This window comes from Paenibacillus thiaminolyticus (assembly GCF_007066085.1).
GTDB classification, from domain to species: domain Bacteria; phylum Bacillota; class Bacilli; order Paenibacillales; family Paenibacillaceae; genus Paenibacillus_B; species Paenibacillus_B thiaminolyticus.
Window position 1 is genome coordinate 4,530,993 of the sequence record NZ_CP041405.1, and the last position, 14,988, is coordinate 4,545,980.

Genomic DNA, 14,988 nt, shown 5'->3' on the forward strand with positions numbered 1-14,988 from the left:
AACAACATCGTTCCGCTCTCTTTTATCGTCGAAGCAGACGAGGGCTATCAGGAAGCTGATTTAGGCGGCAAGATAGGGGGCCAACCCTGTGGCAATAAGCCGGTGCCCCTGATCATTGGGATGGATGGGCAGGAACCCGCTCAATGCGTCCTCCAGCTTTCCTCTTCGATATCCATAGATAAGATTGGCTTGTTTTCCTTCAAACCATGTATGAACCGGTACGATCGTGGCGCCGCAGCTTTTCGCTACTTCTTTGGTCGCGTAATTTAACCGGTCTATCGACATGATGGAAATAGGGCTGTTCGGAAACGGATTATATTGCGTGCAGCAAATAATCCGGGCATGGCTGCTCCTTTTGATGTGAGTCAGGATGGCGTACAAGGTTCGTTTATAACGGCTTAGAATCAATTTGGCAGCCAATGGTCGGCGGCTGCGAAGCGCAGACAGCGCCGCATTCGCCAGATCCACTCCTCCAATCCACACCGAGACCACGGCAGAACGGTGAATAAGGGAGGGCCCTTGCCATATCACGGCATCCAACAAATCATAGGCGCTCCAACCGGGACGCGCCAGAACATATACCCGGTAAGGGCATGACATCGATCCGGCCAATCGGGGATAAGCCTTTGCCGCAGAGGAGGCATTTTCTCCGAAAGTAATCGAATCACCAAGAGCTGTATAGATCATAGGAAATTCCCCACCTACTCCTCATTATGCAGACGAATCCTAATCGCATCTTATAGGTATGATATGGCGAACATCCACTGGTTGTGTGGACGCTTATCATTCGAAGAAAGTTGGCTCAATGGGGGGGGGAAGCAAGTGCCAACGCGAGGGCCAACACGGCGTACCAACCCAAGTAAGTAGCTTGTTCATTGGACTTCCGCAGCCTCATGCAGGGAAAAAGAACGGCATGCCAGACCGGGAGCCAGTCTCTGCATGCCGTTATGTTTATATACACTAGAAATTCATATAAATAAATTCCTGCGTCTCGCCGGAGAAGAACAAAATACCGAGCACGATGGCGATGAGGACGATGGCTCCGCCGAGCGCCGCTCCTACCATCATCAGTGCCCGTCCGACGCGATGAGAAAGACTGCGGCCTTTCGCTTTGGCTAATCTGGCACTACGGGGTTGTAATTCCATAATCCTTCAACCTCTTATACAAAATTTCGCCGAACATTTTATTTCCTTTGTCGATAAGGTGGGCCGGATCGCGATAATATTCGTGCGGGATCGTATTGTCCTTATCCTTATTGAACTCGATATACGGATAGCCTTTGGACTCAATCAGCTTCTGATAAGCCCCCATCACCTTGGTATACTCGTTCCAGTTGAACAGCTTCTTCTTCGCAATATGTTCTTTATCGAGCGGAGCTGAATAGAACACGGCCTTTTTGTCATGCTCCTGCAACAGATCCAGCGTTTTTTCAATCATGAACAACCCGAAGCTGTTATCCTTGTCGAAAGGCTTATTCCAGCGATAAAGCTCTTTGTAATGCTTGTCGATGCCTTCCTTTTGGGCATCTTTCAATTTGTCATAGGCGGTATACATCGGGGTATAGCTTTCTTTTATCCCTTTTTTCTCATTCTCTTTCTTTTGGATTTCCCGGCGGATTTTCTCCGTCGGCGTACGGGTCTTGAACAGCCGGTAGCTGATCGCGTCGCGATCATGATAGAGGGTCCACTTATTCAGGAAATGGGACGTGACCCAATTATGAGTATCGCTTGGCAGCGACTGGCGGTTCTTGTCCGGGAAATCATCCAGCCAGCTGCGCGGGATATTTTGGTCCAGCTTCTCGACAAGCGACGGATAGACGATAACATTCGGCTCATTATCCGAGACGACGGCGATGCCGTAGTTAATCTCATAGACAACATAGTCGACATTGTCAATCATCGAGGCAAGCAGGGCGTACGTCTCTGTGAATCTTCCGCCGGCAATACCCAGATTAACCACGCGGCTGTCTTTCATGTGAACCTGGAGGACGCCTGCCGAGGTGTTCTCCCCCTTCTTCACCGTCGTGCCGAAGACAGTGGAAGGCCCGAACATGCCGATGACCTTTTTGCCGTCATTCGGCTGCCCCTTCAAATATTCCACCCATAACGGCGTATAGACGATCGAATCATAGGTTGGAACGCGGAGTTCCTTTTCTGCATGCGTCACGACTTCTTGTCTCATTTGTTCGACCACTTGATCGGCCCCATTGCCTAACCCGAGCAGTCCTACCAAGGCGAAGGAGATAAGCATGACGGACACGGTCTTGTTCAGAAATAAGTTAGCCATTATACCTCACACTTCCATTCCATCAATAATCGAAAATCGGTTATCCTACCGCAAGCCAAGCAACCGGAGCATCAAATCCCATCCGTCCACAATCGGCAGAATGAAGAACACTCGGCTGATCGTGACGCCAAAAAACGTAATCAAAATTGCGATGGTTGTCGTTCCCGGCTTAAGCCACTTCGGTACAGGCTTAAATGAAGGCTTGATTTGCTTCACGTAGAAGCGGTGGATACATAACATCACGCCATGGAACATGCCCCAGACGACGAAATTCCAAGCGGCTCCGTGCCAGAGGCCGGAGACGGTCATCGTCGCCATCAGATTCAAATAGACACGGGGAGCAGGGACGCGGCTTCCGCCGAGCGGGAAATACACATAGCGGGTCAGCCAGGAGCCCAGCGAGATGTGCCAACGGTTCCAGAACTCGGCTACGCTGCGGGCCAAGTAAGGGAAGCGGAAGTTCTCCGGCACCACAATGCCGAACAAGCGCGCGGTTCCGATAGCAATATCCGAATACCCCGAAAAGTCAAAATAAATGACGAATGTATAGGCGACGAGCGAGATCCAGAGCGTTGCCGTGTCCGAACCGGCGATTCCGGCCTGCGAGTATACCGGTTGCGCGAGCAAATCGATCGAACCGGCCAGCACGAGCTTTTTGAACAACCCGAATCCAATCCGGGTTACCCCGATCATCACATGGTCGATGTGAAATTTCGCAGTAAGCTGGGGATAGAACACCTGGAACTGCTTGATTGGCCCGGCCACCATCGTCGGGAAGAAAAAGATAAACGACAAAAGTCCTTCCGGCCGATGATCCGGTAAAGTACCACGCTTGCGTTCGACCAAATAATGAATCAGCTCGAACGTAAAGTAAGAGATGCCGAGCGGCAGCACAATCTGCTCCGCCTTCGGCAAGAAGGGCTGGTGCAAAAACGCAAACAACTCATGCAACGTATCCAGCATCATATTCGTGTACTTGAAATAACCAAGCACGAGAACGGCGCCGATAATGCCCGCGGGATAAATCCACCGCTTGGTCCACTTCGCCGCGGCCGTAACGACCAATATGGCGATGACCACCTCAGCAAGCAACAGAAACAGGTAAGAACCTGCATAATAGTAGTAAAAAGCGACACCTGCGGCAAAGAGAACCCAGGGTCTGACACGATGCGGCATAAGGTGATACGTGACGACAGCCACGAGCACGAACAGCCAATAAAACCAATCCGTATAAATCATAATTTCCGTACCCACCATCCAAATTGCCAAACTATCTATCTCTTAAACCTTTGTTCATCTTACAACATCCAGCAGTTAAATCATATGGAAACTTCATAAAGACCCCTTATTTTTTTCTTAAAAAACGACATGAAAATCCTGGGCAGCAAACTCACTTTCACCTTTCATATGATTAGATGCATGAACCGGCCGGAAAGTTTTGCATTGTTTGCAGAAATCAACGGCGGCAATTTTTTGCCAACAAAAAAGGAGCTGGGACTCTTCTATTGCTCAAGCGCTGCATAAGAATTAGAAAGGACGTGCGTGCTACGTTTCTTGGCCTGTTATTCATTCACTAATGTCTCTTTTGAACAGTAACCCAATGAGTCAGGAAGGATGTGCAGGAACGTGAACAGGGTTAGTCGGGTAGTGGTAGTGTATTGTCTGCTGTCTCTTTTGATCGTTATCCCAGTGAGTCAGGCCGGGGAAGCGTGGGGAATGTAACGCGTCAGCAGGATTGTAACAACGGTTGCTATCCACGAACTTAATGGGGTAAATGGCGAACTGTCATACTTCTGATTCGAGGGGATAGTGGTACAAGGGCTTGAAAGGTATGGATGAAGAGCAGGCGTTCGGAAGAGGGGCGACTTCGTACCAGCCTGCCCTATATGTAAACCCAATAACTGAATTAAGGGTTAACAAAGTATTGTCCTCATCATGGCGATCTTGTAAAATGAATCGTTGTAACGTTAACTTATAATCAAACAATTTCAGTTTACGGAAGAGGGGGGCGCAATGATGCCAGATACACTGCCACTGCCTAAACGGGTGAATGCGGCAGGCCTGTTTGTGTCCTCGACTGGGACTGAGGTAGGGAAGACGGTCGTTGCCTCAGGGCTTGCCGCTTATCTCCATTCGGTTCGGAGGCGTAGGGTTAGCCTCTGGAAGCCGGTGCAGAGCGGCGTGGCGTTAGGGTCTCCGGATGCGGATAGTTACCGGCTGCGAATGGGCAGCGGAATGTCTGAGCTCGCCGAGGAGGATATTGCGACGTGGACGCTGCGCGAGCCTCTGGCGCCCTGGATGGCATATGAACGGGAAGGGATTCGGTTTGCTGCGGAAGCCCTGATGGAAGAAGGGCGCCGGCGGCTGGAGTCTGATGCGTTCCTGCTGGCAGAAGGAGCGGGCGGCATTGCCGTCCCGTTGACGCGGGAGGTGACGATGGCGGATCTGGCGCAGGGGCTGGGACTTCCCCTTCTGCTCGTGTCTGCCCCCGGATTGGGCACGGTCAGTCACACGGTAACGGCCATCTCTTATGCCCGCCAACGGGGTATCGACGATATCGCCGTTGTGTTGAGCGGTCCGCCGGAAGCGGCATCGGAGAAAGAGATTGAGGAGAACGTCCGCATGATCGAGGCGATGACGAATGTGCCCGTATTGGGATTGATGCCATGGTTGCCGCAGCCCCAAGGCATGCAGGCGGTTGATCCGTCCGCTTGGGCGGCGTGGCGGAAGCGATGGCTGCAATGCACCATGCGTCTCTCCCGGCTGACACAGTGGTTGGAAGACCGGGAATGGGGAGAAAAAAAGGAGCGATGATGATGAGCGAAACAATGCAAGAGCGGCAGACGGATTGGCGGAAGCTGGCGGATAAGGCGTTAGCCGGCGAAGGAATAAGCCGGGAAGAAGCCCTGGCGGTGCTGCGGGCGGACGATAACGAACTGCTGGCGATCATGGATGCGGCTTATCGGGTGCGGCGGCATTTTTATGGGAATAAGGTGAAGCTGAATCTGATTATTAATGCAAAAAGCGGACACTGTCCGGAAGATTGCGGGTATTGCTCGCAGTCCCGGGTGTCCGATGCGCCGATAGAGAAGTATACGATGTTGGAAAAGGATGTGTTGGTGGACGGTGCGCGCAAGGCGATGGAGATGCAGGCTGGAACATACTGCATTGTGGCCAGCGGGCGCGGGCCGACGCCGCGGGAGCTCGATCAGGTGGTCGCCGCCGTGGAGGAGATCAAGGCAACGATGCCGATGAAAATCTGCGCCTGCCTTGGCATTTTGTCGCAGGAGCAGGCGAACCGGCTGAAGCAGGCCGGCGTCGATCGCTATAATCACAACTTGAACACGAGCGAGGATCATTATTCGCATATCACCTCAACCCATACGTACGCCGATCGGGTACATACGGTTGACACCGCGAAGACGGCGGGGATGTCGCCTTGCTCCGGGGTGATTATGGGGATGGGGGAGACGGACGAGCAACTGGTGGACGTGGCATTTTCGCTGCGGGAGCTGGATGCGGATTCGATCCCGGTCAATTTCCTGAACCCGATTCCGGGAACGCCGCTCGGTCATCTGCATGATCTGGACCCGCGCCGGTGCCTGAAGGCGCTGGCGATGTTCCGCTTCGTCTGCCCGACGAAGGAGATCCGCGCTTCCGGCGGCCGGGAGGTCAACCTCGGCGCGCTGCAGCCGCTGGCGCTCTATGCGGCCAATTCGGTGTTCGTCGGGGATTATTTGACGACGGATGGGCAAGAGGCGACCGCCGACCATCGGATGATCGCTGATCTCGGCTTCGAAGTTGAGCGGTGCGTCCTGTGATGAAGCCGAAGTCGGCTGCGGGAACTGCAGAGCGCTGGGATTGGATGCGCGCCGAACTGGACGCCTTGGAGGCGGCGGGACGGGTGCGCAAGCTGGACCCGGCGGTGTGGCTGGAGCACGGATGGATCGAGCGGGCCGGCAAGCGGCTGCTTCATCTCGCTTCGAATCATTACCTCGGCTTCGAGCCATGGCTTGATGATGCTGGCTGGTCCGGGCTTGCAGCCGAGTGCCGCCGCCTCGGCGAGCCGGCCGTGCGCATCGGCTCCGGGGCTTCCCGGCTCATTACGGGTCATGATCCGCAGCATGACGCGCTGGAGCGGGAATTGGCCGCCTTCAAGCATACGGAGGCGGCGCTCGTGTTCAGCAGCGGCTACATGGCGAATGCCGGGGTCATTCCGGCGCTGGTCGAACGGAACGGCGTCGTCTTCAGCGATCGGCTGAATCATGCGAGCATCACGGACGGCATCATCCTGAGCCGGGCTCAGCATATCCGCTATCCGCACCGGGATATGGATCGGCTCGAAAAGGCGTTGAAGAAGTGGCGTTCCGGGGGACCGGACGTCCTGTCGCGGCAGGGGCGCATGCTGATCGTGACTGACGCCGTGTTCAGCATGGACGGAACGGTCGCGCCGTTGGCCGATCTAGTGGCGCTGAAGGAGCGTTACGGCGCGATGCTGATGGTCGACGAGGCGCACAGCGGCGGCGTGTACGGCCCCGGCGGACGCGGGCTGTGCCATGCGATCGGGCTGCATACGAAGGTGGATATCATCATGGGCACCTTCGGGAAAGCCTTTGGCGCGGTCGGCGCTTATGTTGCCGCGGAGGACATCGTCGTCCGTTACCTCGTCAATCGGGCGCGGACGCTCATTTATAATACGGGGCTGCCCCCGCTTATGGCAGCCTTCATCCGGCAGCGGCTGCGCGACGTATGCGCTGCCGATTCCGCGCGCGCCGAGCTGATGCGCAAGGCGGCGCTGTTCCGCGCGCGGCTGCAAGCCGGAGGCCTGGACACGGGCTCCGGCGACAGCCATATCGTGCCGGTGCTGTGCGGCACGGATCAGCGCGCGGTCGCGCTTAGCGCCGCGCTCGCGGATGCGGGCGTCGCCGGAGTGGCGATTCGCCCGCCGACGGTGCCCGAGGGGACGGCGCGTATCCGCTTCGCGCCGACTCCGGCGCACCGCGACGCCGACCTGCTGCAGGCGGCGGATGCGGTCGTGCGCCTGGCCGCGGAGGCGCGGCCATGAGCGGGGCGCTCGCGCGGCCCCGGCCGGCGCAGCGGGCGAAGCTGCTGTGGATACACGGCTGGGGCCTGAGCGCCGAGGTGTGGCGGCCGCTTGCGGAGGCTTTGCCGATGTTCGCGCACCGGTACGTGTCCTTCGCTGCGTGCGCGACGGCGGATGATCTGCGGGAAGCGGTGCGCGCTCCGCTCCGTCAGGAGCCGGATGGCCTGTGGCATATCGCCGGGTGGTCGCTTGGCGGCATGCTGGCGATCGAACTGCTGGCCGGACGTGCTGCCGAGAGCGCCGAATGGGCGGGACTGCCGCGGATCGAGAGCGCCCTGCTCATCGGCACGACGCTGCGCTTCGCCGACGCGGCAGGCCTGGCGGGCTGGCCGCCGCGCGTGCTGGCCCGCATGCGGCGCCGCCTGGCGCAGGCGCCGGAGGAGACGCTGCTGGCTTTCCTCGGCCAGCTGGATGCGGGCCTTGCCAGCCACCCCGGCAAGCCGCCGCTGGCGGAGAAGCTGTGGCGGCAGTTGGGCGCGGCTCCCGGCTTCACGCCGGCCGGGCTGGATGCGGGGCTCGCCTATTTGCAGGAGGCGGATCTGGCCCCGCATTGGGTGCGCATCGCCGCGCTACCAGCGGCGGAGCGGCCGCGCTTGCTGTGGCTGCACGGCGCGAACGATCGCGTGTGCCCGCGGACCGCGATGGACCGGGCGCAAGCATCATTCGGTTCGGGGATCCGAACCGCCGTAATTCCGGACGCGGGACATGCGCCGTTCCTGTCGCATCCGGAGGCATGGCGAGAGGAGGTGAGCACGTGGTATGAAGCGAGGACAGATGCTAGGGGCCTGGCCGGGGAGTGACCCGGTGCTTGCCGATGCGGGCGCTGGGGCTGGGGTCGATAAGAAGCTGGTCGCCCAACGGTTCGGCAGACATGCGGCAGAGTATGACGGCTACGCGGAAGTGCAGCAGGTGATGGCCGCAGGCTTGGCGGAGCGGGTGCGGCGGCATCACCAGGGCCCTGCGGCGCGAATGGCCGACATCGGCTGCGGCACGGGCGGATTGGCGGTGCAGCTCTGTCCGCACTATCCCGCGGCAGAGCTGACGCTGCTCGATCTGGCGCCCGCCATGCTTCGTCAAGCGGAGCGGAAGCTGCGCCGCCACGGCTGCCCTGGCGGGCAGGTGCGCGCGGTAGCCGCCGACGCCGAAGCGTGGGCGGCCGCCCAGCCGGAAGGCGGCTTCGACCTGATCGTCTCGAGCGCCGCCTTCCAATGGTTCAACGCGCCGGCCGCGACGCTGCGGCGGCTCGTACGGCTGCTCCGTCCCGGCGGGCTGCTGGCCTTCGCCACGTTCCTGCCGGGAACGCTGCATGAGCTGCATGCCGCGTTCCGGCAGGCGGACGCCGAGCAGGGCCGGGCGCTCCGTCCGCGCGGGCAGGCTTATCCGTCCGCGGCCGATTGGCACGGCTGGGCGCGGGACGCGGCCGGGCCCTTCCTGCTCTGGGAAGAAGCGAGCTGCCGCTGCGAGTACGGCAGCGTACCGGAGATGCTGGCCCAGGTCCGCCGCATCGGGGCCGGCAATGCGCTGGCGGCGGGCGCATCAGGCGCCTCCGGCATGAGCCCCTCCCTGTACCGCCGCATGGTACAGGCGTATCAAGAGCGCTTCGGAGGACCGGACGGCCAGATTCCGGCCACCTATACGTTCGTCTACGCGCTGCTGCGGAGAGAGCGAGTATGAAGCGCAGCCGAAGCAAATAGGCCGCCTGCGGTGCATTGTGCACTACAGGCGGCCTGTTCCCGTTTATCCGATTCGTTCGACTTGAATCTGTGTGCGAAGCGATTCGACATCGTCCAGCCGCACTTGCCCGGCGGAGGGCATCAGCGCGTTGGCCGTGCCGCAAGCGGCGCCGAGAATGAGGCCGTCTTCCGCAGACAGGCCGCGCTTATCGGCGACCACAAGCCCGGCGACCATGGAATCGCCGCTGCCGACGGGATTGATCGCCTTGACCGCAGGCAGGGCGACGCGGTAGAGGGCGCCCCGGACACCAGCCAACGCTCCGCGGGCGCCAAGCGAGACGACAACCCGCTCGATGCCGGACGCCATCAGCCGCCGGATGGCCGGCATCACTTCGTCTTCGGAGGCATCGGCGCCTTCGCCGGTGAGCTTGCCTACCTCATGCTCATTCGGTTTGATTAGCGCGGGCGCGCTCTTCACCCCTTCCTCCAACGCGGCGCCGCTCGTGTCCAGAATCGGGATCGCGCCCGCACGGCGCGCGATCTCTATCAATTCGGCATAGAGTGCGGGGGGACAGCCCTGCGGCAGGCTCCCTGAGAGTACGATGTGAGTGGACCGGGCGGCGAGCGTCGCGACTTTGCTCCGAATCGCGTCGAGATCGGTCAGGGTTACGGCCGGCCCTTGCTCCAGCAGCTCGGTCTGCGTCCCGTGCCACGGATCCAAAATGTTGAGGCATACCCGCGATTCACCTTCCACGTGCACGAAATCCGCGGGAATCCCTTCCTCGCTCAGCTTGTGCAGAATCATCTGCCCGTGGAAGCCGGCCGCGAACCCGGAGGCCGTCACTTCTTCGCCTAGCGCATGAATGACGCGGGCGACATTGATCCCTTTGCCGCCGGCGGTGGCGGTCATCTGCTCCACCCGGTACAGCTTATCGAGTGCGAAGCCGGGTACGATATAGGTTTTGTCGATCGCCGCATTGAGGGTCACGGTCGTAATCATGTCGCTTCTCCTTTCAACAATTCTGCTGCTGCAGGGAATCCCGTTCTACGCCAAAGGTGGCGAAATGGCGGTACGGTCTCGGCTGCAGCGGCAAGAAGTGGACGGTACCGCTTCATTCTAACAGATACAATTGGGGCGGTGGTTCCGCCGCCGTGAAGTGCCCGTGAGTTGGCCAACGAGATTAGCGGACGGCGTCCGCCTGGCCGAGGCAACCGGCCATCTCCATTTTCTGAATCGCCAGCGCCTTGACGGCTTGCTTGGCTGGAATCATATATTTGCGCGGATCGTTCTCATCCGGATTGGCCGCGAAGATGTCCTTGATGGCGTCGGAGAAGGCGATGCGCAGCTCGGTCGCGACATTCATCTTCGCCATGCCGAGCTTCACGCAGCGCTTCACCTGGTCTTCCGGAATGCCGGAACCGCCGTGCAGGACAAGCGGAACGGCGACCAGCTTCGCGATCTGCTCCAGCCGGTCGAAGGCGATCTTCGGCTCTCCCTTATAGATGCCGTGCGCGGTTCCGATGGCAGGCGCCAGCGTCGGCACGCCGGTCGCGGCGACGAAGGCGGCGCATTCCTCCGGCACGGCCAGGCGGGCGTCTTCCTCCTCGACGACGATATCATCTTCCACGCCGCCGACCTTGCCCAGTTCGGCTTCGACATTGACCCCGGCCGCTAGGGCTACGCGCACGACCTCCTGTGTCATCCGCACATTGTCGTTATAAGGATGCATGGAAGCGTCGATCATGACTGAGGTGTAGCCTGCGCGGATGCAGCGGACGATTAAATCGTAATCAGTGCAATGATCTAGATGGAGCGCGATCGGAACCGAGGAGAGCTTCGCCGCGGTCGTCGCCGCGGCTACGATATATTCCGGACCGAGATGCTTCACGGTGCCGACCGTTGTCTGCAAAATGAGCGGAGATCGGGTGTCTTCGGCCGCTTCCACTACCGCTTGCAGCATTTCTAGAGTGTGCACGTTGAATGCGGTAATTCCGAAGCCATGCTCGCGGGCGGCCTGCAGCATTGAAGTTGAGCTGATGAGATGTCCCATAATTGTAACCTCCAGCAGTTAATGATTGATTCAATCAAAATTATGATTTATAATTTCATTATAGATGATTATAAGGGAGGAATTTGGGAGATGTCAATTCAAGATACGCATACGTACCGGGAAATCAGCGAGCAAGCTGCCGCGCTTCGAGACGCATGGAATCAACTTCAATCCCAGCGCGGATGGATAGATAAATATGTAGGAAACGCGCAGTTCGAGGAGATCATATTTATCGGATCCGGCTCATCCTGGTACCAGGCGATGACGATGGCGGCGACGTACCGCGCATGGACGGGCAAGAGCGCGTCCGCCATTCCTTCCTCGGAGCTGTTCTTGTTCCGCAACCAGACCGTGACACCATCGAAGAAGACGCTGCTGGTCGGGGTATCCCGTTCCGGCGAATCACATGAAGTCATTCTGGCGCTCGAATCGGTCGCCGATCTGCCGAACTGGACGATTTGCGGCATTACATGTCACCCGGAGAGCAAGATGGCGAAGATGACGGAATGCCTCGTCTCTCCATCGGGAGCGGAGAAGAGCACGGTGATGACCAAATCGCTCAGCAGCATGACGTTCCTCATGCAGGCGGCAATCGCCCTTGCTTCCGGCAGTGAAGCGGCTTACCGCGAGCTCGAAGCCGTATTGCAATCTGATGCGGCGTTGGTTACAATGGCGGATGACAAGGTAAAAGCATGGGTTGAAGCGCATCAATTCGACCGAACGATTTATCTGGGCATGGGTGCGCTGTACGGGTTGGCGCTGGAGGCCTGCCTGAAGCTGAAGGAAATGACGTATACATGGACCGAGGCTTACGGCACGCTGGAATTCCGCCACGGTCCGAAATCGATCGTCGATGCGAACACCCAAATCGTGCTGCTGTTGTCCGAACAAGCCCGCTCCTTCGAGCTGAAGGTGGCGGAAGAGATGACGCAGTACGGGGCAACGGTCGTCATTATTACTGCCCAAGCGGGAGCGGACACCGCATTTGCCGATCTCGTTTTCGAGGTGGGGCATAGAGATGCGAGCGATGAGGCCCGAGCGGTTTTGTATTTGCCATATGTACAATATAATGGTTATTATACGGCGGTAACCCGCGGCTTGAACCCGGACGATCCGCGCAACTTGACTCAATTCGTAGCCATTGAATAGAAGCGGCATGGCCCCGGTTCCGGGCAGGAGCTACCATGGCCCGTGAGCCGGCCATAGCGCGTTGCGGTTCCCCTAGCGCAGGCGAGCAGGGGCGGACATCGCCGGGAGAGGGAATTATCCCGTTATCCTTAGGACGGCGATGCTTAGGACGGGGATACCCGCCCCCTGCCTGCTGCGGGGGAGTCATGATATGCGGGGGAGTCATGATAGGAGTGTAGTGAATAATGAGTGAGACGTTATCCAAAGGCGAGCAGCGCCGCAGGCAGATTTTACAGCGATTGAAGCAGAACGGCCGCATAACGATACCGGAAATTATCGAGAACTTCGATTGCTCGGAGGCGACAGCACGCCGGGATCTGGACGTATTGGAGCGGATGGGCGAGCTGATTCGCACTATCGGGGGAGCGATATTCGAAGGGGCGGGAGCGATCCGGGAAGTCCCGTTCGCGGAGAAGCGCCAGCTGTTGTGGCTGGAGAAGGAAGCCATCGCCAAGCGGGCGCTTGATTTCATTGAAGAAGGCGACAGCATCTGTCTTACCGGCGGCACGACCACCTTCCTGATTGCGAAGCTGCTGAAGGAGCGGCAAGGCATTACCGTCGTTACCAATGCGGTGAACATTGCGATGGAGCTGTCGGACTGCGACGGCATTCAGGTCGTCGTCATCGGCGGCGTCATGCGCAGCAACAGCTTCGAGCTATGCGGCCCGCTGGCGGAGCGCACGATCGAGCATCTCAATATCGAGAAGCTTTTTATGGGGATTGACGGTTTCTCCCCGGCGAAGGGCATTACGACGTACTCCGAGTTGGAAGCGCAGACCGCTCAGATGCTGATGCGGCAGGCGCAGCAGACGATCGCAGTGTTCGATCATACGAAGGTCGGCAAGGCCTCGCTGTTCTCCGTCGCCTCCATCGGGGAGTTAACAGCCTGCATTACGGATCACGAACTGCCGGAAGACATGGCTTCGGCCCTCGAACAGGCAGGAATAGCTTGTTATTATGCCCAGCTTCCGGATTGAGAGGCGGGCTTTTTTATTTTGGCGGGGAGTAAGAAGTACGGGCGGACCAAAGCTGCACCAGTACAGTATTTTCTACCCTAAAAGGCGCTTATTGGCGGAAATGCTGCATATCAGCATCTTTTTTCCACATTGTCTCCTTTTCTAAGCCTCGACGAAGGTAATTGCTGCATATTTGCAGGATTGCCCGTGCCGCAGCTTCGTCCCAGTCAAATTCCTGTATTATTGCAGCTTTGGCGGGATCTAGCCGAACAAAAAGAATTATTTATCTAAAATTGGGCGGTGGGAGCGTGCGAACGCATTCTATTGATACATAAAGCGGAGCCGAGAGCCGTTACTTTCTCTGCCGTCGGGCAGGAGGCCCACCCGTCCCCATAGGGGTGTGGCAGGTGGCGGCGCGGCAGCGCGAGGCCCACCCGTCCCCATCAGGCAGTGTGGCAGGTGGCGTGCGGCGGGTGAAGCTCAACCGTCCCGATCAGGCGGTGCGACGCTATAGGGGAGCTGCGCAGGTCAGCGGTATGATTTTATCCCGGAACGCACATCTTAATGGATAACCGCCCACTTACAGCTCTTGGCGATTATGTCATTTTGGTAACAGACGTTACGACCGCTTGCAACCCGTATGCGCTCATGTTAGAATAGTGTTGACATTTACACTGCAAGCAGCGTGTTACTAGTACGACTAGGCATGAGCTAAGCGGCCGTTCACAGCGTGAACTGCATGCTTTAGCCCATGCCTTTTTTGCTTTGTACGAGAGATAACCACTTTGCAGGGATTCCCGTTATTGGTCCTATTCCGTGCTTCGGCTGCGGATGCGCGGCAGGGCATCATCAGTGCTTACTACGAGGAGGAATTCACATGTTTGGACTTGGCAAGAAAAAGAAAACGATATCGGTCGTTGCACCTATAACTGGCAATGCGGTTCCTCTGGAACAAGTGGACGATCCGGCATTCGCCCAAAAAATTATCGGAGACGGCCTTGCGATTGAGCCGGACCAAGGGGTTCTGGTTGCACCGTTCGACGGGCATGTCATCCATCTGATTGATTCTCATCACTCGCTCGTGCTGGGGCATGAATCGGGATTGGAGCTGCTGTTCCATATCGGCGTGAATACGGTGTCTCTGAAGGGCGAGCCGTTCACTCCGCATGTGAAGTCGGGAGACAAAGTGAAGCAGGGCGATGTTTTGATCGAGTTCGATATGGATCGGATTCGTGAAGCGGGCCTTCCTGTAATCACGCCGGTGGTCGTCGCGAATGGCGATGCGGTCGCCGAATTGAAGACGAAGCTTGGTCCCGTTAAGAAGAATGAGACGGAAATTATGGAAATCGTAATGAAAAAATAGGTTTTTTGTGAAAAGAGGAGGCCATCATGGAGAAGCAATTCACGATCAAAAATCCGCAAGGCGTGCATGCTCGCCCGGCGGGAGCCATTATGAAAAAAGCGGCTGAGTTCCCGGATTCGCAAGTGTCTCTGGAGTTCAACGGGCGCAAAGTTAGCGCGAAAAGCATCACGGGTGTCCTGACGCTTGGCATGAAGGCCGGCGACGTTATTACGGTGTCGGCTGAAGGCGATAAAGCAGAGCAGGCGATCGATGCCGTAGGCGCCGTGTTGGAATCCGTTCTCGATTAATTCGCGAGAGATACGGTTATAGATATGACGAACGGCGAAGTTATGCCGATACGACACAATAGACACAATAGACACGATA

Annotated in this window: 15 protein-coding genes; 9 read left to right on the plus strand and 6 right to left on the minus strand. The window is 57.9% G+C overall.

Annotated features, from left to right (window positions below; translation table 11 throughout):
* Positions 1-60: 60 nt before the first annotated feature.
* The 4 genes from FLT43_RS20145 to FLT43_RS20160 form a co-directional block, all read right to left on the minus strand.
* Complete coding sequence (locus FLT43_RS20145) at positions 61-687, minus strand: SGNH/GDSL hydrolase family protein (RefSeq protein ID WP_087442841.1); 627 nt, start codon at positions 685-687, stop codon at positions 61-63.
* A 273-nt stretch (positions 688-960) separates the two neighbouring features.
* Entirely contained in the window at positions 961-1,146 is a 186-nt protein-coding gene (locus tag FLT43_RS20150; protein ID WP_087442842.1) for a hypothetical protein, read from the minus strand.
* On the minus strand, positions 1,127-2,287 hold the full coding sequence (locus FLT43_RS20155) for a hypothetical protein (protein WP_087442843.1): 1,161 nt from the start codon (positions 2,285-2,287) through the stop codon (positions 1,127-1,129). The genes FLT43_RS20150 and FLT43_RS20155 overlap by 20 nt, the downstream gene beginning before the upstream one ends.
* A 45-nt stretch (positions 2,288-2,332) precedes the next feature.
* On the minus strand, positions 2,333-3,556 hold the full coding sequence (locus FLT43_RS20160; RefSeq protein WP_244194211.1) for an MBOAT family O-acyltransferase: 1,224 nt from the start codon (positions 3,554-3,556) through the stop codon (positions 2,333-2,335).
* A gap of 744 nt (positions 3,557-4,300) precedes the next feature.
* On the opposite strand from FLT43_RS20160, the gene bioD reads away from it, so the two are divergent.
* From bioD to bioC, 5 genes are read left to right on the plus strand one after another with little or no spacing between them, the layout of a single operon-like run.
* Positions 4,301-5,101 (plus strand): dethiobiotin synthase, encoded by an 801-nt coding sequence (gene bioD / locus FLT43_RS20165; RefSeq protein WP_244194212.1) that lies wholly within the window; start codon positions 4,301-4,303, stop codon positions 5,099-5,101.
* On the plus strand, positions 5,098-6,108 hold the full coding sequence (bioB, locus tag FLT43_RS20170; protein WP_373994917.1) for a biotin synthase BioB: 1,011 nt from the start codon (positions 5,098-5,100) through the stop codon (positions 6,106-6,108). Before bioD ends, bioB begins: the two co-directional genes overlap by 4 nt.
* Positions 6,108-7,352 (plus strand): aminotransferase class I/II-fold pyridoxal phosphate-dependent enzyme, encoded by a 1,245-nt coding sequence (locus FLT43_RS20175; protein ID WP_087442847.1) that lies wholly within the window; start codon positions 6,108-6,110, stop codon positions 7,350-7,352. The genes bioB and FLT43_RS20175 overlap by 1 nt, the downstream gene beginning before the upstream one ends.
* Positions 7,349-8,191, plus strand: coding sequence for an alpha/beta fold hydrolase (locus tag FLT43_RS20180; RefSeq protein ID WP_087442848.1), 843 nt, complete (start codon positions 7,349-7,351; stop codon positions 8,189-8,191). The genes FLT43_RS20175 and FLT43_RS20180 overlap by 4 nt, the downstream gene beginning before the upstream one ends.
* Positions 8,151-9,065: a malonyl-ACP O-methyltransferase BioC gene (bioC, locus tag FLT43_RS20185; RefSeq protein ID WP_087442849.1), complete on the plus strand. Its 915-nt coding sequence runs from the start codon at positions 8,151-8,153 to the stop codon at positions 9,063-9,065. Before FLT43_RS20180 ends, bioC begins: the two co-directional genes overlap by 41 nt.
* Before the next feature lie 63 nt (positions 9,066-9,128).
* Here the strand turns inward: bioC and pfkB are convergent, their stop codons facing one another.
* A complete protein-coding gene (gene pfkB, locus FLT43_RS20190; RefSeq protein ID WP_087442850.1) occupies positions 9,129-10,064 on the minus strand; it encodes a 1-phosphofructokinase in 936 nt (311 codons plus the stop codon).
* 181 nt (positions 10,065-10,245) lie between these two features.
* Positions 10,246-11,115, minus strand: coding sequence for a class II fructose-bisphosphate aldolase (locus tag FLT43_RS20195; protein WP_087442851.1), 870 nt, complete (start codon positions 11,113-11,115; stop codon positions 10,246-10,248).
* Between the two features lie 90 nt (positions 11,116-11,205).
* Between FLT43_RS20195 and FLT43_RS20200 the strand changes: the two genes are divergently transcribed.
* The 4 genes from FLT43_RS20200 (at position 11,206) to FLT43_RS20215 (ending at position 14,909) form a co-directional block, all read left to right on the plus strand.
* Complete coding sequence (locus tag FLT43_RS20200; RefSeq protein ID WP_087442882.1) at positions 11,206-12,264, plus strand: SIS domain-containing protein; 1,059 nt, start codon at positions 11,206-11,208, stop codon at positions 12,262-12,264.
* A gap of 224 nt (positions 12,265-12,488) precedes the next feature.
* Positions 12,489-13,280 carry a DeoR/GlpR family DNA-binding transcription regulator gene (locus tag FLT43_RS20205; protein ID WP_087442852.1) on the plus strand — a complete coding sequence of 264 codons (792 nt, stop codon included), beginning with the start codon at positions 12,489-12,491 and terminating at the stop codon, positions 13,278-13,280.
* Positions 13,281-14,136: 856 nt separating this feature from the next.
* Positions 14,137-14,622, plus strand: coding sequence for a PTS sugar transporter subunit IIA (locus tag FLT43_RS20210; RefSeq protein WP_087442853.1), 486 nt, complete (start codon positions 14,137-14,139; stop codon positions 14,620-14,622).
* A gap of 26 nt (positions 14,623-14,648) precedes the next feature.
* Complete coding sequence (locus FLT43_RS20215; protein WP_006675136.1) at positions 14,649-14,909, plus strand: HPr family phosphocarrier protein; 261 nt, start codon at positions 14,649-14,651, stop codon at positions 14,907-14,909.
* The last annotated feature ends 79 nt before the right edge of the window (positions 14,910-14,988 follow it).